The organism is Polaromonas sp. (genome assembly GCF_039932935.1).
Classification (GTDB): domain Bacteria; phylum Pseudomonadota; class Gammaproteobacteria; order Burkholderiales; family Burkholderiaceae_C; genus Polaromonas.
The window spans coordinates 155,151-180,875 of record NZ_JBDTPB010000073.1 but is presented as its reverse complement, the minus strand read 5'-3'; the positions used below and the strand labels follow the sequence as shown (position 1 = coordinate 180,875).

The 25,725-nt window shown below is 62.7% G+C and carries 25 protein-coding genes; 11 read left to right on the top strand and 14 right to left on the bottom strand.

Going from position 1 to position 25,725, the window contains the following annotated elements:
- Window positions 1-188: 188 nt before the first annotated feature.
- From ABI546_RS13420 to ABI546_RS13390, 7 genes are all read right to left on the bottom strand, one after another.
- Window positions 189-1,475: a cytochrome c gene (locus ABI546_RS13420; RefSeq protein WP_348047084.1), complete on the bottom strand. Its 1,287-nt coding sequence runs from the start codon at window positions 1,473-1,475 to the stop codon at window positions 189-191.
- On the bottom strand, window positions 1,472-2,269 hold the full coding sequence (locus tag ABI546_RS13415; RefSeq protein WP_348047083.1) for a c-type cytochrome: 798 nt from the start codon (window positions 2,267-2,269) through the stop codon (window positions 1,472-1,474). Before ABI546_RS13415 ends, ABI546_RS13420 begins: the two co-directional genes overlap by 4 nt.
- Window positions 2,270-2,433: 164 nt before the next feature.
- Window positions 2,434-2,853 carry a hypothetical protein gene (locus ABI546_RS13410; RefSeq protein ID WP_348047082.1) on the bottom strand — a complete coding sequence of 140 codons (420 nt, stop codon included), beginning with the start codon at window positions 2,851-2,853 and terminating at the stop codon, window positions 2,434-2,436.
- A gap of 148 nt (window positions 2,854-3,001) precedes the next feature.
- Entirely contained in the window at window positions 3,002-4,087 is a 1,086-nt protein-coding gene (locus ABI546_RS13405; RefSeq protein WP_348047081.1) for a hypothetical protein, read from the bottom strand.
- 255 nt (window positions 4,088-4,342) lie between these two features.
- Complete coding sequence (locus ABI546_RS13400; protein ID WP_348047080.1) at window positions 4,343-5,101, bottom strand: alpha/beta hydrolase; 759 nt, start codon at window positions 5,099-5,101, stop codon at window positions 4,343-4,345.
- 1 nt (window position 5,102) lies between these two features.
- Window positions 5,103-6,200 (bottom strand): M14 family zinc carboxypeptidase, encoded by a 1,098-nt coding sequence (locus ABI546_RS13395; RefSeq protein ID WP_348047079.1) that lies wholly within the window; start codon window positions 6,198-6,200, stop codon window positions 5,103-5,105.
- Window positions 6,201-6,484: 284 nt separating this feature from the next.
- Entirely contained in the window at window positions 6,485-7,381 is an 897-nt protein-coding gene (locus ABI546_RS13390; RefSeq protein ID WP_348047078.1) for a LysR family transcriptional regulator, read from the bottom strand.
- A 73-nt stretch (window positions 7,382-7,454) separates the two neighbouring features.
- Here ABI546_RS13390 and ABI546_RS13385 point away from each other — a divergent pair, with 73 nt between their 5' ends.
- Window positions 7,455-8,075, top strand: a complete 621-nt coding sequence (locus ABI546_RS13385; protein ID WP_348047077.1) for an N-acetyltransferase family protein — start codon at window positions 7,455-7,457, stop codon at window positions 8,073-8,075.
- Here the strand turns inward: ABI546_RS13385 and ABI546_RS13380 are convergent.
- Both ABI546_RS13380 and ABI546_RS13375 read right to left on the bottom strand, forming a co-directional pair.
- Window positions 8,060-8,374, bottom strand: coding sequence for a 2Fe-2S iron-sulfur cluster-binding protein (locus ABI546_RS13380; protein ID WP_348047076.1), 315 nt, complete (start codon window positions 8,372-8,374; stop codon window positions 8,060-8,062). The genes ABI546_RS13385 and ABI546_RS13380 overlap by 16 nt on opposite strands.
- A 43-nt stretch (window positions 8,375-8,417) precedes the next feature.
- On the bottom strand, window positions 8,418-9,014 hold the full coding sequence (locus tag ABI546_RS13375; protein ID WP_348047075.1) for a hypothetical protein: 597 nt from the start codon (window positions 9,012-9,014) through the stop codon (window positions 8,418-8,420).
- Window positions 9,015-9,197: 183 nt separating this feature from the next.
- Between ABI546_RS13375 and ABI546_RS13370 the strand changes: the two genes are divergently transcribed.
- Window positions 9,198-9,719 (top strand): GNAT family N-acetyltransferase, encoded by a 522-nt coding sequence (locus tag ABI546_RS13370; protein WP_348047074.1) that lies wholly within the window; start codon window positions 9,198-9,200, stop codon window positions 9,717-9,719.
- Between the two features lie 73 nt (window positions 9,720-9,792).
- Here the strand turns inward: ABI546_RS13370 and ABI546_RS13365 are convergent, their stop codons facing one another.
- The gene (locus ABI546_RS13365; protein ID WP_348047073.1) at window positions 9,793-9,972 is read right to left on the bottom strand and encodes a hypothetical protein; all 180 of its coding nucleotides are present in this window, start codon (window positions 9,970-9,972) and stop codon (window positions 9,793-9,795) included.
- 294 nt (window positions 9,973-10,266) lie between these two features.
- Here ABI546_RS13365 and ABI546_RS13360 point away from each other — a divergent pair, with 294 nt between their 5' ends.
- Both ABI546_RS13360 and ABI546_RS13355 read left to right on the top strand, forming a co-directional pair.
- The gene (locus tag ABI546_RS13360) at window positions 10,267-10,614 is read left to right on the top strand and encodes a hypothetical protein (protein ID WP_348047072.1); all 348 of its coding nucleotides are present in this window, start codon (window positions 10,267-10,269) and stop codon (window positions 10,612-10,614) included.
- 196 nt (window positions 10,615-10,810) lie between these two features.
- Complete coding sequence (locus tag ABI546_RS13355; protein WP_348047071.1) at window positions 10,811-11,764, top strand: DUF808 domain-containing protein; 954 nt, start codon at window positions 10,811-10,813, stop codon at window positions 11,762-11,764.
- A 12-nt stretch (window positions 11,765-11,776) separates the two neighbouring features.
- On the opposite strand, the gene ABI546_RS13350 is transcribed toward ABI546_RS13355, so the two are convergent.
- The gene (locus ABI546_RS13350; protein WP_348047070.1) at window positions 11,777-11,980 is read right to left on the bottom strand and encodes a hypothetical protein; all 204 of its coding nucleotides are present in this window, start codon (window positions 11,978-11,980) and stop codon (window positions 11,777-11,779) included.
- A gap of 161 nt (window positions 11,981-12,141) precedes the next feature.
- A complete protein-coding gene (locus tag ABI546_RS13345; RefSeq protein WP_348047069.1) occupies window positions 12,142-13,068 on the bottom strand; it encodes a LysR family transcriptional regulator in 927 nt (308 codons plus the stop codon).
- 515 nt (window positions 13,069-13,583) lie between these two features.
- Between ABI546_RS13345 and ABI546_RS13340 the strand changes: the two genes are divergently transcribed.
- From ABI546_RS13340 to ABI546_RS13310, 7 genes are all read left to right on the top strand, one after another.
- Complete coding sequence (locus ABI546_RS13340) at window positions 13,584-14,399, top strand: alpha/beta hydrolase (protein WP_348047068.1); 816 nt, start codon at window positions 13,584-13,586, stop codon at window positions 14,397-14,399.
- A 41-nt stretch (window positions 14,400-14,440) separates the two neighbouring features.
- Window positions 14,441-15,673, top strand: a complete 1,233-nt coding sequence (locus ABI546_RS13335; RefSeq protein WP_348047067.1) for an efflux RND transporter periplasmic adaptor subunit — start codon at window positions 14,441-14,443, stop codon at window positions 15,671-15,673.
- Between the two features lie 42 nt (window positions 15,674-15,715).
- Entirely contained in the window at window positions 15,716-18,961 is a 3,246-nt protein-coding gene (locus ABI546_RS13330; protein ID WP_348047066.1) for an efflux RND transporter permease subunit, read from the top strand.
- A 37-nt stretch (window positions 18,962-18,998) separates the two neighbouring features.
- Window positions 18,999-20,405 (top strand): efflux transporter outer membrane subunit, encoded by a 1,407-nt coding sequence (locus ABI546_RS13325; protein WP_348047065.1) that lies wholly within the window; start codon window positions 18,999-19,001, stop codon window positions 20,403-20,405.
- Between the two features lie 496 nt (window positions 20,406-20,901).
- Window positions 20,902-21,306, top strand: a complete 405-nt coding sequence (locus ABI546_RS13320) for a DUF3592 domain-containing protein (protein ID WP_348047064.1) — start codon at window positions 20,902-20,904, stop codon at window positions 21,304-21,306.
- A gap of 167 nt (window positions 21,307-21,473) precedes the next feature.
- Entirely contained in the window at window positions 21,474-22,457 is a 984-nt protein-coding gene (locus ABI546_RS13315) for a dienelactone hydrolase (RefSeq protein ID WP_348047063.1), read from the top strand.
- 300 nt (window positions 22,458-22,757) lie between these two features.
- Window positions 22,758-23,990, top strand: a complete 1,233-nt coding sequence (locus tag ABI546_RS13310; RefSeq protein WP_348047062.1) for a class I SAM-dependent methyltransferase — start codon at window positions 22,758-22,760, stop codon at window positions 23,988-23,990.
- A gap of 94 nt (window positions 23,991-24,084) precedes the next feature.
- Here ABI546_RS13310 and ABI546_RS13305 read toward each other — a convergent pair whose 3' ends face one another.
- Window positions 24,085-25,035: an NAD(P)-dependent oxidoreductase gene (locus tag ABI546_RS13305; RefSeq protein WP_348047061.1), complete on the bottom strand. Its 951-nt coding sequence runs from the start codon at window positions 25,033-25,035 to the stop codon at window positions 24,085-24,087.
- Window positions 25,032-25,718: an RraA family protein gene (locus ABI546_RS13300; RefSeq protein WP_348047060.1), complete on the bottom strand. Its 687-nt coding sequence runs from the start codon at window positions 25,716-25,718 to the stop codon at window positions 25,032-25,034. Before ABI546_RS13300 ends, ABI546_RS13305 begins: the two co-directional genes overlap by 4 nt.
- Between the last annotated feature and the right edge of the window lie 7 nt (window positions 25,719-25,725).

Sequence of the window (25,725 nt, the reverse complement as noted above, 5' to 3'; positions counted from 1 at the left end):
AATGGATGCCGAAAAACCAGCGGCATCACCCGAAAAGCTTCGTTGCCGAACAGTGATTTGAGGATGGCGGTGTTCATAACTTTCAGGAGCCAGGAGCCGGCAGGCGAATGCGGTACGCACGCAACTTAAGGCAGTCTGCCCCCAAAAAAGAACGAACAATGGTAAATCAACTGTCTCCGTTGTATCCCCTACCGCCCAGAATTCGCCCGCATCCGGTTTATCTCGATCGGCGTGATTTCGCTGGCCTTGTTGCCCCATGACTGCCGAATATGCGTCAGTACCAGCGCCATGTCGGCATCGTTCAGCACCAACGCAAAAGGCGGCATGCCGAAGGGGCGCGGGTTGCCCTGGGTGGCCGGGGCGTAGCCGCCGTTGAGCACGATTTGCACCAGGTTCACGGCCTGGCCCATGGTGACGGCGCGGTTGCCTGCCAGCGCCGGGTAAGCATTCGCAATGCCTTCACCCTTGGCGCCGTGGCATTGTGCGCAGTGCTGTTCATAGAGCTTGGCGGCGCGCTCTACCGACTCGCCTTGCGTTTTGATGACGGCCGGCTCGGCGGGTGCTGCAGGCGATGGCGGCAGCTCTTTTAAAAACTGGGCCATTGCACCCAGGTCGGCATCGCTCAAATACTGGGTGCTGCGCTGCACGACCTCGGCCATGGGGCCGGTCACCGAGGCGCGCGGTGAGACGCCGTTTTTCAAAAGACTCACGATGTGCTGTTTGTCCCAGTCGCTGACGCCCGCCTCGTGCGGCGAGGTCAGTGATGGGGCATACCAGTTTTGCATCGGAATCAGTCCGCCCGCCAGGCCCAGCCCGGCGTCGCTGGCACCCAGCGCGTTGCGCGCGGTGTGGCAGGCGGCGCAGTGTCCCAAGCCCTTGACGAGGTAGGCGCCGCGATTCCAGTCGGCGCTGCGCGCGGTGTCCGGCTGGTACACGCCGGGGCTGAAGTACAGGGCGCGCCACACCGCAAGCGCTGCCTGCGACTGGTAGGGAAAGCGCAGCGCATGCGGCTGGTTGGCTTGCGCCACGGGCGGCAGGCTGCGCAGGTAGGCGAACAGCGCATCAGAGTCTTCACGCGTAACCTGCGTATAGCTGGTGTAGGGGAAGGCCGGGTAGAGCAGGCGGCCATTTTTGGAGCGGCCGTTGTGCATGGCGCGCCAGAAATGGGCGGATGACCAGCTGCCGATGCCGGTTTTGTCGTCGGGTGTGAGGTTGGAGGTGAACACCGTGCCAAACGGAGTGGCGATGCCGCGCCCGCCCGCATACGCCTGACCGCCCTGAGCGGTGTGGCAGGTCTGGCAGTTGCCGGCGCGTGCCAGGTAGGCACCCCGGGCAATCAGGCTATCGCTGGGGGCCGCAGTAGCCACGGGCGCCTTCACGTCGACTTCGTCGCGCACATTCAGTGCCCATACCAACGCAACTGCGATGGCCGCCAGGATGGCAAGGCCCACCGCCCATTTGAGGAGGGTCTTCATTTTTGCGTTTTCCGGGTTGGCACAACGGGCTCAGCCGGCACGGCGGGCAGGTTTATTGCGCTGCCGCAGGTGATGGCCACGGCGCCGGGTACGAGTGCGGGCAGTGTGGTGGCAGGCCTGGTGTTCGTCGGCAGTGGCTGCGCCGACAGCCAGCTCGCCACGGCGTTGATGTCTTCCACGGTGAGGTTTTCCACCACATTTTTCATGCAGTCCGGCGCATGTGCGCGGCGCTGGGCGGCCTTCCAGGCGCCCAGCTGTGCATTGAGGTAGTCGCGCGGCAGGCCCAGCAGGCCCGGGATGCCGGGGGCCACGCCGGTCATGGCCTGGCCGTGGCACTGCACGCAGGCCGGCAGCCGGCGTGCAGCGTCGCCTTCCAGAACGAGTTGCCGGCCATGGCGCAGGACCTCAGGCGGGGCGGCCGCGGGCAGGGGCGCTGGGTAGGGGATTTCCAGCTGCGAGAAATATTGGGCGATTTCCATCAGGTAGGTATCGCTGAGCGGCTCGATCAGCTGTGTCATGAGGCCATAGTGGCGGCGCCCGTCGCGAAAGTTAAGCAGCTGGTTGTAGAGATAGCCCGCCGGTTTGCCCGCCAGGCGCGGGTAGTAGCCGTCGGGTGCCGCCCGGCCCTGGGGTCCGTGGCAGGCCGTGCAGGCCATGGCGCGTTGTGCGATGGTGTCTTCAAATGGCGGCGTGGCCGCTTGGGCCGGGCCCACCACGGCAAATGCCAGGCCCGCCCACAACACCCGCGCAGCCACAATGCGCCCGCAAAAGCGCGGAAAAAATCTTTGGTCCATGGGACCATCATGCCGCACATGGGTAGCTCGTGTCAGCATCAGTTGCCTTCCAAAAAAACCGCATCAAATAAAAAACGGGTGAATTCCGGGGCACAGGGGGCGCCGGTCTAGTGGCAACGTCCTGTTACGGGCCGCTCTGCTGGCGTCGCCGGGAGCTTGCGGCCCTACTTGCGGGTGTCGTGCAGCGCACGGATGCAGGCCAGAAAATGGTCCCAGCTGGTTTGCACTTCCTTCACACGCACGCCTTTGTCCAGCACCGCACCGCAGGCTGCTTCAGCGCGCCGGACCACCTTGGTCAATGCGCTGCCCGGCAAGGGAGGAATCTGCGCGCGCAGCGCATCGGCTTTCGCCCGCATCTGCATGATGGCGTCCCGGGCCAGTGTCTTGTTGCTGGCACAGGCAATCAGGCCGATCATTTCCGCCATTTCAGTGAGCGCGGGGTCCAGTTGCCAGATGGCGGCGGTGGTGCCCAGTGCCAACGCCCAGATGCGCCGGTTACGGCGAGTGGTGGCAACTGCAAGCGGCTCGGCCGTCGCAGTGTCGTGTAGCTCTGTGCTGGCAGCAGGTGGGGTGGGCTTGTTCATGGTGTCGGCGGGAGACAGCCGATTTTGCACCAGGGCCGTAATGAAGGTATCCAGTGGCGCATAAAAGCCCCCTGCCTTGTCAAACTTCAGTTGCTGGCTACCTTTGAGCTACAAGAGGGTGCAGGGCCCGCAGGACGTGGGTGCTGCCCTAATGCCTGTCAATCGGTGTCAGCGCGGCCGTCCGGGTTCCGGTCGCCACGCGCTGGGTGTTGACGTTGTCGGTGGTCACAATTTTGGTGAAAGGCCGCATATTTGCATGCATTGCAGGTGCGACACCAAGGGACGCTATCGGGGGCATCGGCAGGTTTGCTTTCAGCCTGGTCGCCACCGCCGCTTCACGCAGGGGTTGCTTGATGGGTTCAAGCGCTTCATGCAAGGGCCCGAGCTTGGCTGTCTGCCGTTCCATGGCATCGACAAAGTGGTGCAGATTGTTGGGGTTTTCGGGTTTTTCCTTGATCTTCGTGACGAAGCCATCGTCGGCGCCCTGCCGGCTCGGCAATGTGGAGTTGCTGTCGCCCTGGAACCCGCTGACGCGTACACGCGGATCGGCGTGCTGGGCATCCAGCGTGGCAGAAACCTGCCCGGCAAAGGTTTGGGCCAAATTGCGCGGCCCGATGGCCACGTGGTCGCGCGACACCGTACCGGCGCTGCCACAGGATGTCAGCCGGACATCCAGGCCCGGGCTGTTCACGGAATTGGCGATATGGTGCACGGCGCTTCCGATGTCCTGTGCCGTGTGCGACATCTTGTAGCCGCGCTTAATGTTGACCTTTGTAGCCTGCTCGAACAGGCCCGGTGGATGGTGTTCGTCTTCGTCCACGGGCGTTGCCACGGTGGTCATGGAGTTGGGATTGCGCGGACTGCCGTGGCCCTTGACGAACAGAACATCGGCTGGGCCGTTTTCCCGGTTGTTGTACGGCGCCATATCAGGCCGCACGACCTTGACGTTGCGCATCGCTGAGCTCAAACCGCGGTATTCGCGCTGCAGGTGCTGTTTTTGCTGGATCGTCAGGTTTCCGGCAAGCAGCTTGTCCATCACGCTGGCATGGCGTTCCTCGTAGTGCGCACGCACCGCGCGCTGGGCTTCCATGTTGTCTACAAAAACTGTGCCTGGTTTGAACTCGTTGTTGGCACCGGTGTGTCCCATTTCCATCACCGCTGCCTTGCGGTGGCCGGTGTCGAAGGCCGCCAGGCCGGGAAGATAAACGTGCCGTTTGATCCTTTGGTCTGCCATGGTGTGGGCTGCGCTCCTTTTGCCCCAAAGGTTCGCAAACCCTGTGCCAGGTGAGCAGCGCGTGCAAGTGCATGAATCCAAAAGGTATTTGGCGCAGAAAACAGGAACTGCGGGACCAATTTGTCCCTTGCGTTCGAAGAGGAATATCTCCCCGGCCCAGCCGCCGCATTGCCTGACGGGGTGGGATGTTTTTGTCCCGTGCCGGGTTTTATTTGTCCCACCCCGCTGGCCCCCAGCCCGCAGGGCTGGAACCATTCATGTGCAGGCGTCGTCCCATAGCGCCACGTGCTGGCACACCCAGCGCGGGTCGTCGTGCGGCAGGTCATGCCCTGCCCAGGGGTGCTCCCGGTGCGATGTTTGCCAGGCACGGGCAAGCTGCGCGGAACAGGCCGGGCTGACAAGGGCATCGCCGGCTGAAGACAGGACCAGCACCGGGCAACGCGGCGCAAGAGGTGCGCAGGTGAACCGTGTGGCTGCCCATAATTGCCGCGCTGCGTTGGCTGCGCTCACAGGTGCGCTTTGGCGGATGAAGCGCCACTGCGTGAGATCCTGCTGCCGTTGCTCCTGGCGCCTGCAGGTGAGTTCATGGACTTTTTGTTCCACGGCATCAGTGTTCCGCCAGTGCGCGGCCATCGCCAGCAGTGGTAGCCAACTGCGGGGCCGCAGGCGCTGCGCAAAATGTGCGTGGGGCCGAATGCTGGTGTTGACAAGCACCAGCCGCGAAATTTCCTCCGGGTAGCGTTGTGCCCAGCTGGCCGCCGCCATGCCGCCCAGGGACATCGCAAGCACTGCGTAGGGCGGCCGTACGCACTGCGCCGCCAGCTGCCGGCGCACCGCCTCGACCATTTCCTCCACGGAAAGTGGGGAGCGCTGCCCGCACCATTTGCCATTACCGGGCAGGTCCAGCGTGATGGCCTCGCCGGGGCTGTGGCCTGTGGCCTCCTGCAACTGCAGCGGGAAATCTCCCCAGTGCCGGGCCTCGCGAGTCAGGCCTCTGAGCAACACCCAGGTCATGTCACAGCACCCTGCGCGGCCGCCAGTGCGCCGCGGCAAGCCGCGCGAGCTGCACACGCTGGTCGCCCAAAGGCAGCCAGCGCGGCGCTGAGTATGCGGCACGTGTCAGGAAGTCCAGCAGGTCCGCATGGCGGCGCAACACACGCCGCGTACGGTGAGCCTTGATGGGGTTGAAAATGCCGTGGCGCGAAAACAGCTGCCGCGGGTTCTTGCGTATCCATAGCCACGAGCCCAGCTCCAGCGTCATCGGCAGAAAAATGTTTTCCGCCGGCGCGTGGTCGTATGCGTGGTCCCAAAGGTCTCCGTGCAAGAGGTACTGGTTGCTTTGCGGCTCAAAGCTGTAAGCATGGTGCGGGTGCGACCGCTCCAGCATGGTTCTGAGCGCAAACATCTCCGGCAGGTGCGGCATCAGGCGGCGCGTGCGGGCATACGGAAACCAGAGGCTGTCGTCAAAGCCGTAGCCCGAATGGCAGTCCAGTGCCAGGCTGAAAGGCCGGCTGGCCAGTTGCTCCCGCACCACGTGCAAAACGGCCGCGCTTTCAACTTCCATGGGCGTGCCGGGCCGTCCGCAGTACCAGGGAAGCTGCGGGCTTACCGTTTGCCCGCCGGCCAGAAACGGCACGCGGGCGTCGGCCCTGTGCGGCGCGTTGCGCATCAGGTCCACGCCCTGGGGGTTGGCGCGCTTGTGCGCCCACATGCCGCCGGGGTTGACGATGGGCATGAACACCAGGCGTGTTTTTTCAAGCTGGCGGTGCAGCAACTCGTCCCACTCCAGGCGATGCAGCAGGGCGCGCATGTAGTGCAGGATGAGCTGCGTGCCGATGCGCTCCAGCCCATGGATGCCGCCGAAGAAGCCGACAGCAGGGGCCTTCGGGTCGGCCGAGCCGATGCTGGCTGTGTAAAGCGGAAAAGAGGGCGCGGCAGTGTGCGCCTCGGCTACAACGGCCACGTCAAAGTGGGCGTTGCCTGCCCGCAAAATGGTTTTGAGCTCTTCCATCTCCGCAAAACTTGCGGCCGCATCCCGCGCCGGGGTGAGGCTGTAGGGGCTGTGCAGGCTGCGGGGGCTTTGCGCGGCGGTGGTCGGGGGCAGGTCGTGCATCCGCCCATCCTTGCATATTTGTTTGACAGGCGTGCTACAGGACCGGCCGCAGCCGGCGCCTGTGTTTCGCGAAGGCGCCGGGCGGGCTGAGGAAGCGCTATCCGTCCAGGTAGTTGCTATAAAAAATATAGCTTCTGGCGCACGGCACGATTGGGCTACTGGGCGATTTGGCTTTAAAACACCTTGAATCTGCACTACTGGGCCCCGCGGGCGGCTTTGCGCCTGGCGCTACGCATTCGCGCCACCGTCGACCGCGATGGAGGCGCCGGTGACCACGCGAAAGTTCAGTTCCCCGTTCGCTGCTCCATCGCTGAAATTACCTGGCGCATGGCCTTGTTCACCGGTTTGTCGCTGCGCATGATGAGTGCCAGCGTTCTTTGCAGCCGCGGATAAACGGGGTGCACGGCCAGCTCGGGATGTTGCCCGGGGCCGGTGACGGCCATGGCCGGCAAGATGCTGCAGCCCAGCCCGGCAGCCACCATTTCCTTGATGGCTTCCACGCTGCCCAACTCCATCACCGGCTTGGGCGCGTGGCCCGCATCACGAAACCACTGGTCGATGATCACGCGGGTATTGGCCGCAGGCTCGAACAGCACAAGCTCGCGTTTGGCCAGGAAGGCTGGTGTGATGCGGGCGGGCAAGCCCGTTTCGCGTTTGGGAATCACCGCCACAAACTCGTCGTTGAGCATGGGTGTGGTCACCAAAGCGCGGCGTTGAACGGGCATGGTCACCAATGCCATGTCCAGCGTATTGCCTTCCACCGCCTTGACGAAGTCGGCCGTGTTGCCGGTGCTGACCAGCACGCTCAGGTTGGGAAAGCGCACCCGCAAGGAGCGCAGGATGTGCGGCAGCAAATACAGACACGCCGTGGCGCCGGTGCCCAGTGTGACCCGGCCGGCGACATTGGCAGAGTGCGCGGCCATGGCCGTCATCACGCCTTCAACCGCTGAATCCACATGCCGGATCTGCTCGAGCAGGTCGATGCCTGCCGGCGTCGGCGCGGCACGGCGCGCAATGCGTTCGATCAGCCGGACGCCGAGGCGCTGCTCCAGCTGGCGGATCTGCAGGCTTACCGCAGGTTGTGACAAGCCCAGTCTCTCGGCTGCGCCCGAGAAGCTGCCGGTTTCGAGGATGAGCGCGTAGGTACGCAGGTGGTCGAGGTTAAGGCTGAGGTTGAGCATGCAAAGAAATTCTAATGAAAACCATAAGATTTGACATATTTACTTATGGGTAGTCTTGAGCAACGATGAGGGTATGCAGTCTTCACACACCCTCTTTGCCTCTCATTCTTCTCATTCCCCTCGCATTTCCGCCGTCGGCGCGGTCTCGATTCATCCATGTTCAGAGGGCGACATCGAGGCGATCCAGGCCATCTACGCCCACTATGTGGCGACCAACCTAGCGACCTTTGAGCTGGAGCCGCCCACCGCACAGCAGATGTTGTCGCGCCGCGCCGACATTCTGGGCGGCGGTTATCCCTATCTGGTGGCGCGCCTGGGCGGGGAGGTGGTGGGTTATGCCTACGGCAGCGCCTACCGGTCGCGGCCGGCTTACCGCCACACGGTGGAAGACTCGATCTACGTCGCCCCCGGTCATCGCCAGGCAGGCATAGGCAACGCCTTGCTGCGTGAATTGATCGCGCAATGCGCGCAGCGGGGCTTTCGGCAGATGGTGGGTGTTGTCGGTAACAGCGCCAACACCGGCTCGCTGCGCGTGCACGAGGCGCTGGGTTTCTCGCGCGTCGGCACGCTGGCCTCTGTCGGCCACAAGTTCGGTCAGTGGGTCGACACGGTGCTGATGCAGCGGGCGCTGGGCGAGGGGGATTCGACGCCGGCAGTGGCGCCTGTGGCCGGGCCGGCTCACTCGGCCGGCTGAATCACCAGGTCCGAGGCCGGGTACGCCACGCACGGCAGGATGTATCCCTCGCGCTTTTCGTCGGCGCTCAGCCCCGGCCATTCGATGCGGTAACTCACCTGGCCGCTGACAAGCTGGCAAATACAGGTGCGGCAGGTGCCGTTGCGACAAGAGCTGGCCAGCATCACCCCGGCCGACAGGGCCGACTGCAGGATCGGCAGTGACGGCGAGGCACTGAAACGCGTCCCCTCCGGGTCCAGCTGGACGCTGAACAGGACCGCGTCCGCGGGGCTGTCGGGGTGGGTCGGGTCCGTCGCCATTTGCCGTCCTGGGTTTGGGGCTGTTGCTGCGCGGGTGCCTACGTTAGCCGCGCAGGCGTTCCAGCAGGACGACGGTCATCAGGCCCAGCAGCAGTTGCTGCTCCTCGCGTTCGCCGAGAGGGGCTAACTGCTCGACGCTGAATTTTCCCTCAAACAGCGCGGGCTGTTTGGTGAGTTCGGCCACCAGCGTGCCGTCCGGTCTGGTGACTTGGTAGGCAGGATGAAACAGGTAACCCGACAAGATCCCCAACACCGGAATCTGGCTGAAAAGGCCATCCAGAAAACGGGTCATCACGCTTTTTTCGTTGATGCTGAACTGGGTGGCGCCATGGTCCAGAATATCAAAGCCGGCCTTCCACATGGAGCGCATGCCGTGGCGCTTGATGCCTCCCAGCGCCGTACCCTGGGGGTCAGTGAAGTGGTACAGCGGCGAAAAATCAATGACGCGGTCGGCCTTGATCTGGTAGAGCGGCTGGTCCTGCTTGTCATTGGCGAAGACCGTGACGGCCTCCTTGAGTTTGAAAAGTTTTTGCCTGACATAGGCTACCGGCTGATTGCGGGCGTCGCTGACGAGAAACTGCGGCGCAAAAGCGACGAGCTTGAAGGAAATTTGCAGGGGAAACTGAAGGCGTTGGGCCATGGTGTGCAGGCGCTTCTGGGTGTTAGGGTGCGCAGAATGTACCCCACAGCCGCGCCGCCGCCGGGCGTCTGCCCGCCGGGTGGCAGGCGCTGGGGCGGACGGGTTGCCTGCCGCACTGCGATTTGGGCGACAATTCCGCTCCGCCGGATTTTTCCGACCTCCCGAATAAAACCACGATTTTTCATGTCCAGCTATTCCGTTCGCCCCGCCACCTCCCGTGATGCCAAAGCCATTGCGGAGATCCATGTCGCCACCTGGCAAGCCACTTACAAAGATTTGATGCCGGAGGATTACCTCAGCAAGATCACGGTGGAAAAGCGGCTGCCGTACTGGCGCGAGGCGATTGAGTTCAGCGAGCCGCAATTGCTGGTCGCCACTGACGGTGATGAGATCGTCGGCTTTGTCGGGTTCGACCGCTCGCGCGACGCCGGCACCAAGTCCACTGTCGGAGAAATCTGGGCCTTGTACGTCATGCCCGCGCATTGGGGCAAAGGCGTAGGCGTTGCCCTGTGGGACGGCGCGCGCGAAGGCCTCAAAGAAGAGGGCTGCACGCAGGTCACGCTGTGGGTGCTGTTGCGCAACGAACGGGCGCTGCGGTTTTATGAGCACGCCGCAGGCTTCAAGCGGGAAATGCCTTCGCTCAAGACCGTGGCGTTTGGCAGCACCAAGCTCGAAGAAATTCGTCTCAAGCGGACGGTGGACTAAGGCCTGTTAACGCTATTGATGCATCTGCATCAATAGCATTAACAGGCCCTCAAGCCGGAGGCGCCCCGCCGACTCAAGACGGCACGTTCACCACGCGCTCATCGTCATCCGGGATCAGCGGCATTCCTTCGTCGGGCTCCACCGGCAGTTCCAGCGCATCATCTTCGTCCAGACCTTCCTCGGGTGGACCGTTACGCGGTTGGCCGTTGTCGGCTGCGCCGGTTTTGAGGGCGGGTCGTCCGGTCATGGGCATCGTGCTTCTCCTTGGGTTCAAAAAAACGGTGAAGGGCATTCGGCAAAAAAGATGGAGCCTGGATACTGATTGCGTGGCTTGAAGAGGAATCATGGGCGCATTCGCTTCGGAGGCCGCCAAGCCAAGCGGCTCTTTTCCTGTCAGTGCGGGCCGACAGCCCTGTAGCTCATACAACACTCTCTTGTCCTACATGCGGCGTATCCGGGCGCGCACAGCCCGTATGCGCGCACGCGCTTAAGGTCATTGCACGCCCCGGACGGGGATATTTTGCGGAATATTTTTGAAAGAAGCACCATGGACAAAACCACAGCCTCCTCGGATACCGCTTCCGGTACCAGCAACCCTATTCAACGCGGCGTCGAGTCGGCTGGAGCGGCGCTTCACAGCGGCATCGATAAGGTGGCCGATCCGGCCCGCAGCGCGGTGGACCGTGCGTCGTCGGCCGCGCATGACAGTGTTGACAAGCTGGCTGGCGGCGCCACCCATGTCGCTGACCGCTTTGCCGACAAGACCCGCCGGGTGACTGAAACCACTGAGCGCGTCCTGGAAGGGTCGAGGTCCTGGGTACAGGAAAAGCCGCTTGAAGCCATTGGTGCCGCATTGGCCCTGGGCTTTATCCTCGGACGCCTGACGGCGCGCTAAGCCCGGCCGCGCGCCATCGGCCAAGGCCGCCTCCGAGGCGGCTTTTTGCTGTGCAAATTGGATACAGTAGGCTTCCTCGGCCTTCCTTGTGTCGCATCGGCACTTCTTTTCTGACGTGTGGCTACCGCATCACTCCTGGGGCGGCCTTGCGTATTTTTACCCTTTCGGCGAACGCCGACTCATGGAATTCCAGCGTATGGCCAGTAGCCTCCTTGCATTGATCGACGATATCGCCACCATCCTGGACGACGTGGCGCTGCTGTCCAAGGTGGCGGCCAAAAAAACCGCCGGGGTGCTGGGTGATGACCTGGCACTCAATGCCCAGCAGGTCTCGGGCGTCAAGGCTGACCGTGAATTGCCGGTGGTGTGGGCCGTGGCCAAGGGTTCGTTCATCAACAAAGCCATTTTGGTGCCGGCGGCTTTGGCGATCAGCGCCCTGGCCCCTTGGGCCGTCACGCCACTCCTGATGGTGGGCGGTGCATTCCTTTGCTATGAAGGGTTCGAAAAACTCGCCCACAAGTTCATGCACAGCGCAGACGAGCAGGCGGCAGAACACGAGGCGCTGACCGCCGCCCTGACCAACCCGGCGGTCGACGTGGTGGCGCTGGAAAAAGACAAGATCAAGGGCGCTGTGCGTACGGATTTCATTCTGTCCGCGGAAATCATCGCCATCACGCTGGGCACCGTACAGGCCAGTCCCTTCGTGACGCAGGTGGTGGTTCTGGGGGGCATTGCTATTCTGATGACCGTGGGGGTTTATGGGCTGGTGGCAGGCATCGTCAAGCTGGACGACGGCGGGCTGTATCTCAGTCAGCGTACCGGCGATGGCGCACTCCACCGTTTGATGCGCGCTTTTGGGCGGGCCATTCTGCTGGCAGCGCCGTGGCTCATGAAGGGCTTGTCCGTCGCGGGAACCATCGCGATGTTTCTGGTGGGCGGCGGCATTCTGACGCATGGCTTTGCGCCGCTGCATCATGCGATTGAAGCACTCACGCAAAAAGTGGCGGAGGCCGGCGGGGCGGGTGCTGTTGTAGCCGCGGGCATGCCATTGTTGATGGATGCCCTCACAGGCCTGGTCGCCGGGGCACTGGCGCTATTGGTTGTCTTGCTGATGAAGCGCGTTTTGCCGCGCCCGTCGCATAAGCCCTGAAAAGGTAGCAGTTCAGTCGCCGGACTTTTCGGGACGGCGTGGCTTTGCCGAGTCTTGATCGCTGCTTTGCGCTTCACCAGAAGGTTGGTCGTCAGAAACAGGGAAGGGCCAGCGGCCTTTTTCGCGCGGTTGCGCAGGCATGGCTGCCTCGCGCGCGCGCTGCTGCAATGCCTTGCGGTTTTCGGCATCGGGTGCGGCAACTTTAAGTCTTGGCATTTGGGGGTCTTTCGCAGTGAAGGGGACTCAGTGCATCAAATGAGGTGGATGCGGCGCGAAACGCCAGACACAGACCTTAGTCTTTGCGAACCCCATCCAATGTAGGCTGGCGATGACGTACCCTGTAGGAAAGCCGGGTCGCTGTGCCGCTTTGCCCTGTGTTACCCAGGCAGAGAGCTCTTGCGCTGTATCAGGTCGTGCTTGGCGAACAGATCGGCGATCCAGTCGACAAACACGCGGACCTTGTTGCTCAGGTGTCGATTCGGGGGGTACACCACATGAATGGGCTTGGCCTCGGAGCACCAGCCGTTGAAGAGAGGTTCCAGTGCGCCGCTGCTGATATGGTGCTGAACCAGAAAAGTGAGCGTCTGCAGAATACCCAGGCCGGCGAGTGCTGCCGCCACACCGGCATTGGAGTCATTGACCGACAGCTGGTGGTAGCCGCCAATTTCCACGACTTCGCCATCCTTGATCAGGTTGATGTTGTAGAGCTTGCCGTCGCGTGGCGAAAAATAGCGGATTAGTTTGTGGGCCTCGAGCTCACGCGGATGTTGCGGCACGCCATGGCGCTTGAGATAGGCCGGTGAAGCGCACGACATCAAATAGAACTCGCCGATGCGGCGCGCCACCAGTGACTGGTCGGTGATCTGGCCGCCGCGGATCACGCAGTCCACATTTTCGGCAAGGATGTCGATGGGCCGGTCACTCACGCCAAGTTCCAGCTGGATGTCTGGATAGCGCGCGTAAAAGTCCGGCAGGGCGGGAATCACGACGGCCAGGCCGAGCGACGAAGGAATATCGACCTTGAGCCGGCCGCGCGGGCTGGCCTTGGCGCGGGACATGCTCGACTCCAGCTCTTCCATTTCGCCCAGCAGCCGGCCGGCGCGTTCGTAATACGCAGCGCCGTCGGCCGTCACGGTGACCTTTCGGGTGGTGCGGTTGAGCAGCTTGGTGTCGAGCGACTGTTCCAGCGTCTGGATCAATCGCGTCACCGTGGGTTTGGGCATGCCCATGGAGTCTGCCGCCTTGGTAAATGTGCCGGCCTCCACGACCCGTACAAAGGCCTGCATTGCGGAAAATTTGTCCATGAAAAATCCTGTTCTGGTGAGGGCTGTCAACGCGTACCCGGTCCGGTGGGCTGGGTAGCCGGCCGGGCGACATCGGGAAGGGAAAACCGGGCGGCAATCAAGGCGGCTGCCGGGTAAAGGTAAAGGGCCTCTGCCAGCGAAGGCGTCATTGACCCACAGCGAGCGGCGATTGTGGCGAGCCCCGCCGTTTCAGGTGTGCCGCGTGAAATAACCCTGAAATTCCCCGGGATATGCCCGCTCCGGGTCGACCTTGCCCCACCGGCAAGGATGAAACTCCGCGCTCGTATGGACATGGGAGATTTCATGAAGGGGTGTGATTTTCAGAGGGAAAGCAGGTTTGCCACCCCTCATTGTTGCACTGGTGAAATAAAGTATAAATAAAACGGCTATTTATTAAGCGGTCTGTTACGCGTATCTTCTGCTGCATTGCAACAAACAGGAGCCGTGCGCGGCTCGCCATGATGAACAGCCTACAGTCCCAACCCGCGGGAGCCGATAAAACTACTCCTCTTTGGGTGGAAAAGCAGATCCAGCTGGCGCTGAAAAAGCCGCTGGATGTGCGTTTTTACGGCCGTCGCAGTGGTACGGGCGTGTCCCCTCTAGTGGTGCATTTTCATGCCGGCGCATTTGTCGGTGGCTCCCTGCAAGGGGGCTCCTGCATTGCCGGGCTGCTGGCCCAGGCTGGCGCCGTCGTGATGTCGCTCGACTATCCGCTGGCGCCTGAGCATCCTTTTCCGAACGCCGTCGAAATGGGCTACGCCGCATTGGTGTGGGCTGCCAAGGCGCGCCACAAGCTGGTGGGCGCCGGCGCACCGGTGTTTGTGGCCGGCGAAGAAGCGGGCGGCAACATTGCCGCCGCGGTGGCACTGATGGCTCGCGACCAGCATGAGCCTGCGCTGGCCGGGCAGATTTTGATGTCGCCCATGCTGGACCCTTGCCTGGCAACCGCTTCGCTGCGCGACGCTGAGGCCGGGCCGGTGGGTTGCACCTGGGCTGATGGCTGGCACAAATACCTGCCCCGGGCCGAAGATGCGAGCCACCCTTATGCGGCACCTGGTGCGGCATTTCGCCTGGCCGGGCTGGCGCCCACGTTGCTGATTACCGCGCAGGATGACCCGTTGCGCGACGAAACCCTGGCGTATGCGGCGCGCTTGCGCGCTGCGGGCCTGGTAGCGCACGAGACCGTGCTGCCGGTGCCCACGGGTTGGCCCTGCAGTTATCTGGAGCCCTGCAATGGCAAGGCTGCCTGGGCGCCCGTCCTGCACGAGCAGTACACCCGCTTTTTTGCGGAGGCGCTGGTCTCCTACGCCACGCACGCCACCCATTCCTGATTTTCACAGTTCTTTTTTCTTTTTTTTTGAGGGAGTTCACCATGGCATCGATTCATTTGCAAAACAACAAACGCCGCCTGCTGGCAACCGTCGTCGCCGTGCTGGCGCTGACAGGCGTTACCGCCGCGATCTTCGGCGTGTCGGGCACGCGAGCCCAATCAGGAGCGCCCGCTCCGCAAGCTACACCGGTTTCGGTGGCCACCGTCGTGCAGAGCGATGTGTCGGCGTGGGACGAGTTCTCGGGCCGGCTTGAAGCGGTTGAGCGCGTGGACATTCGTTCGCGCGTGGCGGGCACCATCCAGGCCGTGCATTTCCGCGAGGGCTCGCTGGTCAAGAAGGGCGACCTGCTGCTGACGATCGACCCGGCGCCTTATGCCGCCGAAGTTGAGCGCGCCGACGCCCAGGTGGCCGCCGCCAAGGCACGCCTGACGCAAGCGCACAGCGAGCAGGAGCGCTCGCAGCGCCTGTGGAACGAGCAGGCAATTTCCAAGCGCGAATTTGACGAGCGTACCAACGGCAAGGGCGAGGCCGATGCCAACCTGCGCGCAGCGCAGGCGGCGCTGCAAACGGCGCAGCTGAGCCTGGGTTACACCCAGGTGCGCGCGCCGGTGTCGGGCCGTGTCGGCAAGCTGGAAGTCACCGTCGGCAATCTGGTGGCCGCAGGCCCTGGCGCGCCGGTGCTGACCACACTCGTCTCAGTGAGCCCGATTTACGCGAGCTTTGATGCCGACGAGCAGGTGGTGTCCAAGGCGCTGAAAGATGCGCAGGGCGCGGGCGCTGCCAACGCTGGCCGCAATCTCGACCGCATTCCCGTGCAAATGGGTACCTCTGCCAGCACTGACACGCCGTTTGAAGGCAAGCTGCAGCTGCTTGACAACCAGGTGGATGCCCGCAGCGGAACCGTGCGCGCCCGCGCCGTCTTCGACAACAAGGATGGCCAGCTCATGCCCGGGCAGTTTGCCCGTGTGCGCATGGGGCAGGCTACCAAGGGCAGCGCGCTGCTGATCAACGAGCGCGCCGTCGGCACCGACCAAAGCAAAAAGTTCGTGCTGGTGGTGGGCGCCGACAACAAGGCGGTCTACCGCGAAGTCACGCTGGGCGCCAACGTCAACGGCTTGCGCATTGTGAAGAGCGGCCTGCAGGCGAACGAGCGCATCGTGGTCAACGGCCTGCAACGCATCCGCCCGGGCGCTTTGGTCGCGCCGCAATCCGTGGAAATGTCGGCCAAGGCCGAACTCACCGAAAAAGCCGTGAAGGTTGCGGCCAAGTCCTGAGCCCCCTTAACGGACACCGACACCTGAACAAGAAGAATCGCCATGAATCTATCCAAGTTTTTTATTGACCGGCCCATCTTTGCCGGCGTGCTGTCACTGCTGATGTTCATCAGCGGCCTGATCGCACTGCGCTCGCTGCCGATCGCCGAGTACCCTGACGTGGTGCCGCCCACCGTGGTGGTGCGCGCCAATTACCCCGGCGCCAACCCGAAGGTGATTGCTGAAACGGTGGCGACACCGCTTGAGGAAGCCATCAACGGCGTGGACGGCATGCTCTACATGAGCAGCCAGGCCACCACCGACGGCATCATGACGCTCAACGTCACCTTCAAGCTGGGCACCGACCCCGACAAGGCGCAACAGCTGGTGCAAAATCGTGTCTCGCAGGCCGAGCCGCGTCTGCCTGAGGAAGTGCGCCGCTTGGGCATCACCACGATCAAGAGCTCGCCCGACCTGACCATGGTGGTGCATTTGCTGTCGCCCAACGACCGCTACGACATGACCTACCTGCGCAACTACGCGGTGCTCAACGTGAAAGACCGTCTGGCGCGCATCAACGGCGTGGGCCAGGTGAATTTGTTCGGGTCGGGTGACTACTCCATGCGTGTATGGCTGGATCCGCAAAAAGTGGCTGAACGCGGGCTGTCCGCCGGCGATGTCGTGCGCGCCATCCGCGAGCAGAACATTCAGGCAGCCGCCGGTGTGGTGGGTGCATCGCCCGGTTTGCCCGGTGTGGACATGCAACTGTCCATCAACGCCCAGGGACGCCTGCAGAACGAAGAAGAGTTTGGCGACATCATCGTCAAGACCGACCGCAATGGCGCTGTGACGCGCCTGCGCGATATCGCACGCCTGGAGCTGGGTGCCTCCGACTATGCCCTGCGCTCGTTGCTGGACAACAAGCAGGCCGTGGCCGTACCGGTGTTTGCCGCACCAGGCTCCAACGCCATCCAGATTTCGGACGACGTGCAGGCCGTGATGAAGGACCTGAAGAAAAGCATGCCTGAAGGCGTGGATTACGAAATCGTCTATGACACCACGCAGTTCGTGCGTTCGTCCATCGAGGCCGTTGTCCACACCCTGCTGGAGGCCGTGGCCCTGGTGGTGCTGGTGGTGATCATCTTCCTGCAGACCTGGCGCGCGTCCATCATCCCGCTGCTGGCTGTGCCCATCTCGGTCATCGGCACCTTCGCGGTGATGCACCTGTTCGGTTTTTCGATCAACGCGCTCAGCCTGTTCGGGCTGGTGCTGGCCATCGGCATTGTGGTGGACGATGCCATCGTGGTGGTGGAAAACGTCGAGCGCAATATTGAAAACGGCTTGAGTCCGCGAGAGGCCACCTACAAGGCCATGCGGGAAGTCTCCGGGCCCATTATTGCGATTGCACTGGTGCTGATCGCCGTGTTTGTGCCGCTGGCTTTCATCAGCGGCCTGTCGGGCCAGTTCTATAAACAGTTTGCGCTGACGATCGCGATCTCGACGGTGATCTCGGCCATCAACTCGCTGACGTTGTCGCCCGCTTTGGCCGCGTTGCTGCTCAAGGGCCATGACGCGCCGAAAGATGCGCTGACCCGCGGTATGGACAAAGTGTTTGGCCGCTTCTTTGCCGGCTTTAACCGCCTGTTCCACCGCGGTTCTGAAAACTACAGCCGCGGCGTCAAGGGTGCGATCTCGCGCAAAGCCGTGATGCTGGGTGTCTATCTGGTGCTGGTGCTGGCCACCGCGGGCCTCTTCAAGGCCGTGCCAAGTGGTTTTGTGCCCGGCCAGGACAAGCAGTACCTGATCGGTTTTGCCCAGTTGCCTGACGGCGCCACGCTGGACCGCACCGAAGACGTGATCCGCAAGATCAGCGACATCGCCATGAAACAGCCCGGCGTGGAGCACGCGATTGCCTTCCCGGGCCTCTCGATCAATGGTTTCACCAACAGCTCCAACTCGGGCATCGTGTTTCTGTCGCTGAAACCGTTTGACCAGCGCAAGAGCAAGGACATGAGCGCGGGCGCCATCGCTGGCCAGCTCAACGGCAAGTTCGGTGGCATCCAGGAAGCCTTCATCGCCATGTTCCCGCCACCACCGGTGCAGGGCCTGGGCACCACCGGCGGCTTCAAGCTGCAGCTCGAAGACCGCGGCTCCCTGGGCTATGCCGAACTGGACAAAGCCACCAAGGCTTTCATGGGCAAGGCTTACCAGACGCCTGAACTGGCTGGTTTGTTCTCGAGCTTCCAGGTCAACGTGCCGCAGCTCTACGCCGACATTGACCGCACCAAGGCCCGCCAGCTCGGCGTGCCGGTGACCGATGTGTTCGACACCATGCAGATCTACCTGGGCAGCCTGTACGCCAACGACTTCAACAAGTTCGGCCGTACTTATTCCGTGCGGGTCCAGGCCGACGCGCCTTACCGTGCCCGCGCCGAAGACATCGGCCTGCTCAAGGTGCGCTCCAGCACGGGTGAAATGGTGCCGCTGTCGGCGCTGATGAACGTGACCCCGAGCTTCGGTCCGGAACGCGCCATGCGCTACAACGGTTTCCTGTCGGCCGATATCAATGGCGGCGCCGCTCCCGGTTATTCATCGGGCCAGGCGCAGGATGCGGTCGCCCGCATTGCCGCTGAAACCCTGCCGCCCGGCATCAGCTACGAGTGGACCGATTTGACCTACCAGGAAATCATCGCGGGTAACTCGGCCATGTGGGTGTTCCCGCTGGCGCTGCTGCTGGTCTTCCTGGTGCTGGCCGCGCAGTATGAAAGCCTGACCCTGCCGATCGCCATTGTGCTGATCGTGCCCATGGGCCTGATGGCTGCCATGCTGGGTGTCAAGCTCACCGGCGGCGACAACAACATCTTCACGCAGATTGGTTTGATCGTCCTGGTGGGGTTGTCGGCGAAGAATGCCATCCTGATCGTTGAGTTCGCGCGCGAACTCGAGTTTGCCGGCCGCACGCCGCTGCAAGCCGCGATTGAAGCCAGCCGCCTGCGCTTGCGCCCCATCCTGATGACCTCGCTGGCCTTCATCATGGGCGTGCTGCCTCTGGTGCTGTCGACCGGTGCCGGCGCCGAGATGCGCTACGCCATGGGTGTGGCTGTGTTCTTCGGGATGATTGGTGTCACGGCTTTCGGCCTTTTCCTGACGCCGGTTTTCTACGTCACACTGCGCGCTCTGACGGGTAACCGCCCGCTCAAGTTGCATGGCGAGGTGCCGCATGCCGAAGATTTTGCGGGCAGTCCGGCCGGCGGTGGTGGTGCGGCAGCGCACGCCCAGCCTGCGGCGGCTATCGGCAAGCACGAATAAGCATTGCTACAACAACAGAACAAGCAAGGAGTTCATCATGAACCACACGACTTCAAGACTGCGCACGGCTTTGCTGCCGCTGCTGGCTGCGCTGGTACTGGCCGGCTGCGCCACCAGTGCTTCGGTAGACCCGGCCAGCATTCCGGCCGCGCCTGCCGCCTATAAGGAAAACGCCGCCACTGCGGTGGTGGCCGCCGTCCCCGCAACGGCGCAAGCGCAAGGCACCTGGTGGAAGGCGTTTGCCGACCCGGTGCTGGACCACCTGGTTGAGCAGGCCGGTGCCAACAACAACAGCGTCAAGGTGGCGGCCGGCCGTCTGGCCCAGGCCCGTGCCATTCTGCGCAACACCGACGCCGACCGCACGCCACAGATTGGCCTCAGCGGAGGCGCTGTGCGCCAGAGCAACATCACCACCAACCGCGTGGCGCAGACCACGGTGACGGCGGCTGCCAATTTCTCGTATGAAGTTGACCTGATCGGCAAGCTCTCGCTCAATTCCGATGCCGCCTCGCTCGATGCGAAATCCCGCGAAGCCCTGCTGCGCAGCACCCAGCTGCTGGTGCAGGCCGACGTGGCGCAAACCTACCTCAACCTGCGCGCGCTTGACACCGAACGCACGTTGGTGCGCGACACGCTGCAGGCCTACCGCAACACGCTGCGCCTGACAGAAGTGCGCTTTCGCGAAGGCGACGTGGCCGAGCTGGACGTGGCCCGCGTGCGCACTGAAGTCGCTTCGACCGAATCAGACGCGCTGGCCCTGGACCGCCGCCGCGCCGAGCTGGAGCATGCCCTTGCCGTACTGGTCGGTGAAGTGGCATCGAACTTTGCTGTCGCACCTACCGAATGGTCCACCGCCTTGCCGGTGATTCCAGCGGGCGTGCCCAGCACGGTGCTGGAGCGCCGGCCCGACGTGTCGGCCGCGCAAAGCACCATGCAGGCCGCGCAGGCGCGTGTCGGTGTCGCCAAGGCCGCCTGGTTCCCGACTTTCTCGCTCACCGCCAATGGCGGTTATGCCGCGCCCGAGATCAAAGACCTGTTCAAGGTCTCCACCCAGGCCTGGGGTATCGGCGCTTTGCTATCGCTGCCAATTTTTGATGGCGGCCGGCGCCAGGCCGGTGTGCAGAACGCCAATGCAGAACTTGACATCGCACTGGCCAACTACCGCGAGCAAATCCTCGTTGCCTTCAAAGACGTGGAAGACCAGCTTTCGGCTATCCGCCTGCTGGCGGAACAGTCCGAAGCGCAGTCACGCTCGGTGGCCTCCGCCACACGCGCCACGGTGCTGTCTGACTCACGCTACCGCAACGGCTTTGTCAGCCAGCTCGAGTTGCTGGACGCCCAGCGCAGCGAACTGCGCAACCGCCGGCAGGCACTGCAGGTCAAGACAGCGCAGTACCTGGCCACGGTGGGACTGATCCGGGCGTTGGGTGGCGGCTGGGTTTGAGCGGTGGGGGCGTTTAGTAAACGCCTGGCTGATCCTTACGCTCAAAGTGTGTGAGCAACCCTGGCCGAGCGGCCAGGGTTTTGCTTGCGCGAAGGCCATGCGCTGCTTTTGAGCTGGTTGTTAGTCATTTTGGCCTCCAGGCCAATGGAGCCGGGCGCAAGCAGCTATCGAATTAATAGCGTCACGCCCGAAACCTGTCTAGCAATCAAGTTAATTGGGGAACGAAATATTTCGTTGGGTGGATCCATTTCGCTTATTTCGGATTGCCTGCGTGGAAGGTACGGATAGATCTGCGCGCGCGCTTCGTGGCTGGCTTCTCCCGCCTATGCCCAACTAGTCATGTTCAACGCTATGGCATGCAAGCGCCACATCTTGGCGCAGCCTAGCAGGCAACCGAGAAGGCGTTCCAAACCCGGTTGGCCACCCACGTTCTCCATGGCAAACTATATGCTGCGCAATCGTCGCACGTGGCATAACAAGTACAGAGAGGAGTTACATGAGGGTCCATCACCAAGGGAAGATAGTTTTCAAAATTCTCGGCGTACTGGTGGGGCTTGTCTTCATCGTGTTCGGATTCCAGGAGCGATCCGAGATTTCCGGTATCCAGAAGCGTGGCAAACGAGTTGTGGTCGAGCCCATTTCGAAATACACGGAGTTCAAGAAGAGTGGCTCGTCCACGTATACGGCCGAGTTTCACTTTACGACAGAGGACGGGCGCAAGATCACCGCGAAGCATTCTTTTCCGGAAGAAGTTTTGGCTGACTTCAAATCGGGGAAGCCCGTGGAGATCGCGTACATGCCGAACGATCCGAGTACGTTTGTCTTCTCAAGTCAGAGGGCTCCGTGGACCCTCGTGATGATAGGTGCCGCTCTGCTCGTTGCAGCACTTGTCCTCCTTTGATTGGTGATCTGGCTGTACCTGCATAGCGTGCAGTCAGTCCCATAGAGATCGTCTTGTCAGTACTGGGCGTTGTAAAACCCGCGGAAATGCCAAGCATGCTGATGCCAAAGACCACTCACTTGCGGCTCATGCTTTTTCAATGGGCGTTGTGCCAAGTCTTGGCGCTTATGCCCACCCTGGCGACTGCGGCTGTTGGTCTGACCGAAATCCCCGGCGACGCTGACGGCGGGCCGGTCACCGTTTTCTATGCGTCGGGCGATGCGCCAAGGCCAGTACAACGCGGCTCGTTCATGCTGGATGTCGCCGTGGATGGTGCTCCGCAGGTGGGCAACAGGCGGCTGGTTGTCATATCGCACGGCTCGCCTGCCTCCCCTTGGGTATATGCCGACCTGGCCCGGGTCCTTGTCGGGGCGGGCTTTGTGGTGGCGCTGCCGGAGCACCATGCGGACAACTACAAGGACGGCAGCGAGCCTGGCCCCCCGAGCTGGAAGCGCCGGCCATTGGAAGTTTCTCGTGCCATCGACGTGATCGCCGCCGACCCGCGTTTTCGGTCCCTGTTGTCTTTGGACAAAGTGGGCATGTACGGCATGTCGGCGGGTGGGCATACGGCGTTGACGCTGGCGGGCGGCCGTTGGTCGCCTGCCAGATTGCGGGAGCACTGCGAAAACGCTATCACTGAAGACTTTCATGCCTGTGCGGGACCGTTCATGCGCCTGACTGGCGGTGTCCTTGATGGCGCGAAAACGGCGGTCGTCCGATGGTTCCTCGGTTGGAGGCTGGCAGATTCAACCTGGTACACCCACACCGACCCGCGAATCGCGGCCATCGTGGCCGGTGTTCCGTTCGCGGCTGATTTCGATGCGATGTCGTTGGCGGCACCGCGTGTTCCGCTTGCGATCGTGACGGCGCGGCAGGACAAATGGCTTAATCCGCGGTACCACAGCGACGCGATTCTGGGCGCGTGCGCAAGCTGTGAACGGCTGATGGATATTCAGACCGGTGGGCATGGGGCTTTGTTGTCTCCCTTGCCACCTGGGCTCAATGGGTTGGTGGGCGAACTCACGGCGGACCCGCCGGGTTTTGACCGCGCGTCAGTGGTGCCTGAGCTGAACCGAAGGATTACGGTATTTTTTGTTAGAAATTTGCTATAAAAGTGATAGCTGGCCGCGCACGCTATTATTGGGCTGCAGGCCAATTTGATTGAAAAAACGCGCTTCCCGAACCGGCTTGAGCCCGGATACGTGTTGACAGGCTCCAGCCGATAGGTGGCTGGCTGGGTGCCGGATAGGTGCCGCATCAATTCCGGATGAGGGCTGGATCAGGTCGGGACGCTTTTTTAGGTTGAAAATCGCCGCTTCCCGCTGGTTTGATGGCCCGGCCAGCGTCTGGGGCGGCATCCATCTGTTAAAACAGTTGGCTTCTTTCCCTGCGTTTGCCCCTGAAGTCCCCTGATGTCACTGAATTCTCCTACCCCAACCGTACCCGCCACCTCCACCCTTGAATGGACGGAGGGCGGCAAAGCCCTTTCTGCACGCTGGCGTTCCGAGCGCGGCGCGGCGCCTCCCAAACGGGTGGTGATTGCCGACGACACCCTTGCCGCCGACACGGCCTATCGCCTGGCTTGTGAGGGAACCGGCTTGCTCTGGCGTGGCGACTTCCAGAACGCCCGGTTGTTACTGCAGGCGCTGGCGCGCCGTGTCGACAAACCCGCAAAACCCAAGCGCGACAAGCGTCACAAAGCGGGTGAGGCCAGCCCCGAGCCCACTGCCGCGGCGCCGGTGTTTCCCGAGGCTTTCCACCTGCACCGCCAGGCGCAAGCACAGCGCGCGCGGGTGCTGGGCATGGTGCTGATTCCGTTTGAGGCCGACTACAGCATCCCGCTGCGCCGCGCGCCCGATGCGAAGAAGGCGTGTGCCGAAGCCTGGGGGCCCGCCCGCCCTGAGGGCGGCGCATCCGTGGCATCGCTGCGCGAGCTGATGGGTTTCATCAGTTCGCATGAGTGGCGCCGCAAGGGCGTGCCGATTCCCGCCCTCGGCGAAGACGGGCCACACAACCGCATCCACCCGCATTACGGCGTGTTCTCTCCGGTAAGGGGTGAGTACATCGACCTGGTGGCCCAGGCGCCTGTGCCCGAGGGCACCGAAGACCTGCTGGGCTTTGACATCGGCACCGGCACGGGCGTGCTGGCCGCCGTGCTGGCCCTGCGCAGCGGTGTGCAGCGTGTGATCGCCACCGACCAGGACCCGCGTGCGTTGGCCTGCGCGCGTGACAACCTCAAGCGCCTGGGATTTCCGCAGATTGAAGTGCGCGAGGCCAATCTTTTCCCCGAAGGCAAGGCGAACATCATCGTCTGCAACCCGCCGTGGTTACCGGCGCGGCCTGGTTCACCGCTGGAGCATGCGGTGTATGACGAAGACAGCCGCATGCTGTTGGGTTTTCTCAATGGCCTGGCGGCGCACCTGGAACCCAAAGGCGAGGGCTGGTTGATTCTGTCTGACATCGCCGAGCATCTGGGCTTGCGCACGCGCGCATGGCTGCTCGCCGCCATAGACGCTGCCGGGCTCAAGGTGGTGGATCGATTGGACGCGCAGCCGCACCATCCCAAGGCCACCGACGCCACCGACGCGCTGCATGCGGCGCGCGCGGCGGAAGTCACCTCGTTGTGGCGATTGGCTGCCAAATAGCCCTGGGATGTGATGACACGGTGAGGCCTTGGAGTGAAAACCTTCAAGCAAGTGGATTTCTCGTCTGACCTTGTTGATCATGCGATTTTCGGGGTCAGGTGGTGACGGCAGGCTGCAAATCCTGCTTGTGCAGCTCAGCCAAGGTATTTTTCGCTGCAGCCACCCCCATGCTCACATAAGCATCACTCGTTACCCCGCCAATGTGGGGGCTCAGGATGAAACCGGGCTGGTGATGGAAAATATGCGGCGCGGTCATGGGTTCGACCGAGAAACTATCGAGGCCGGCGGCGCTGACCTGGCCGGACTGCACAGCCGCCAACAGTGCCGGCTCGTCGATCAGGCCACCACGCGCGGTGTTTATCACGAACACCCCCTTTTTGCACTGTGCCAGTGTGGCGGCATTCAGCAACTGCCTGTTGTCGGCTGTCAGCGGGCAGTGCAACGAAATTGCGTCAGACTCACGCCAGAGCGCGGCCAGATCAACCGGCTGAATATAGGGCGGCAGGTTTTGAGCGAAAGGGTCAAAGCCGATCACGCGCATGCCCATGGCGTCGCACATCTTCGCAAAGCGCTGTCCAATCGCGCCCAGGCCAATCAGCCCAACGGTGCGACCGTGCAGTTCCACGCTCTTGTGCGTTGCCTTGTCCCAGTGGCCTTCATGCATGCGTTTGTCCAGCCAGACCACCGACTTGCTGCAGGCCAGCAGCAGGGCCAGCGCCTGCTCGGCAACCGCGGCGGCGTTGGCGCCGGCTGCGGCAGTCACTGCGATGCCGCGCGTCCTGGCGGCCTCCTTGTCAATTGTGTCGGTGCCGCTGCCGTGCTTGGAAATGACTTTCAGCGAGGGCGCCGCGTCCATCACCTCGGGCGTGATCTGGCTGTAACGCACGATGATGGCCACGGGGTCGTGCACGCGGGCGAGGGCAACAAGGTCATCCACCTGCGGAGCCTTGCCCGCGAAAACGAGTTCATATTCTTTGAGCAGTGCCAGCGCCTGAGGCGCCAGGTCGGCCGCCGTCACAAGAATGGCCGGCTTCGAACTGCTCACAGCACTTCCTCCGGTCTCAATACGCCTGCGGTACGAAGTGCCGTGGCCAGCCAGGCAGCGCTGGTGTTTCCCTGTTTGATTTGGGCAATCCGCTTTGCTTCGTCAGCCATTTTTTTCTCGGCCAAGGGCAGCAAGGATTCGATCTTCAGGCGCTCCACCGCCACCACGCCGTCACCGTCGCCAATGATGAAGTCACCAGGATGGATGGTGACGCCGCCGACGGTGACCGGATGGCCGATGCGCCCGCTGACCTGCTTGGTCGGGCCGTTGGGGTTGGTTCCCACCGAGAAGACCGGGTAATCCATTTCGTCGATTTCCAGACTGTCGCGCACCGCGCCGTCCACCACCACGCCGGCAATGCCCAACTGCTTGCAGGCCGTCATCATGATCGCGCCCATCAGGGCCGATGTCTGGTCGCCCCTTCCGTCGATCACGAGCACGTCGCCCGGTTTGGCCAAAGCCATGGCCGCGTGAATCATCAGGTTGTCGCCAGGACGTACTTCGACCGTGATGGCCGTTCCCGCGAATTTCATGCGGGGACGCAGTGCCTGGATGCGCCCATGCAAGGCGCCGCGGCGCCCGGCCACGTCCGCGAGGATGGCGGGCTGAAACTGCGCGGCGCGCTCAATCAGGGCGGCGGGAACCCGCTCGAAGTCGCGAATGATGTCGGGGTAGTTGCTCATGGTTTTC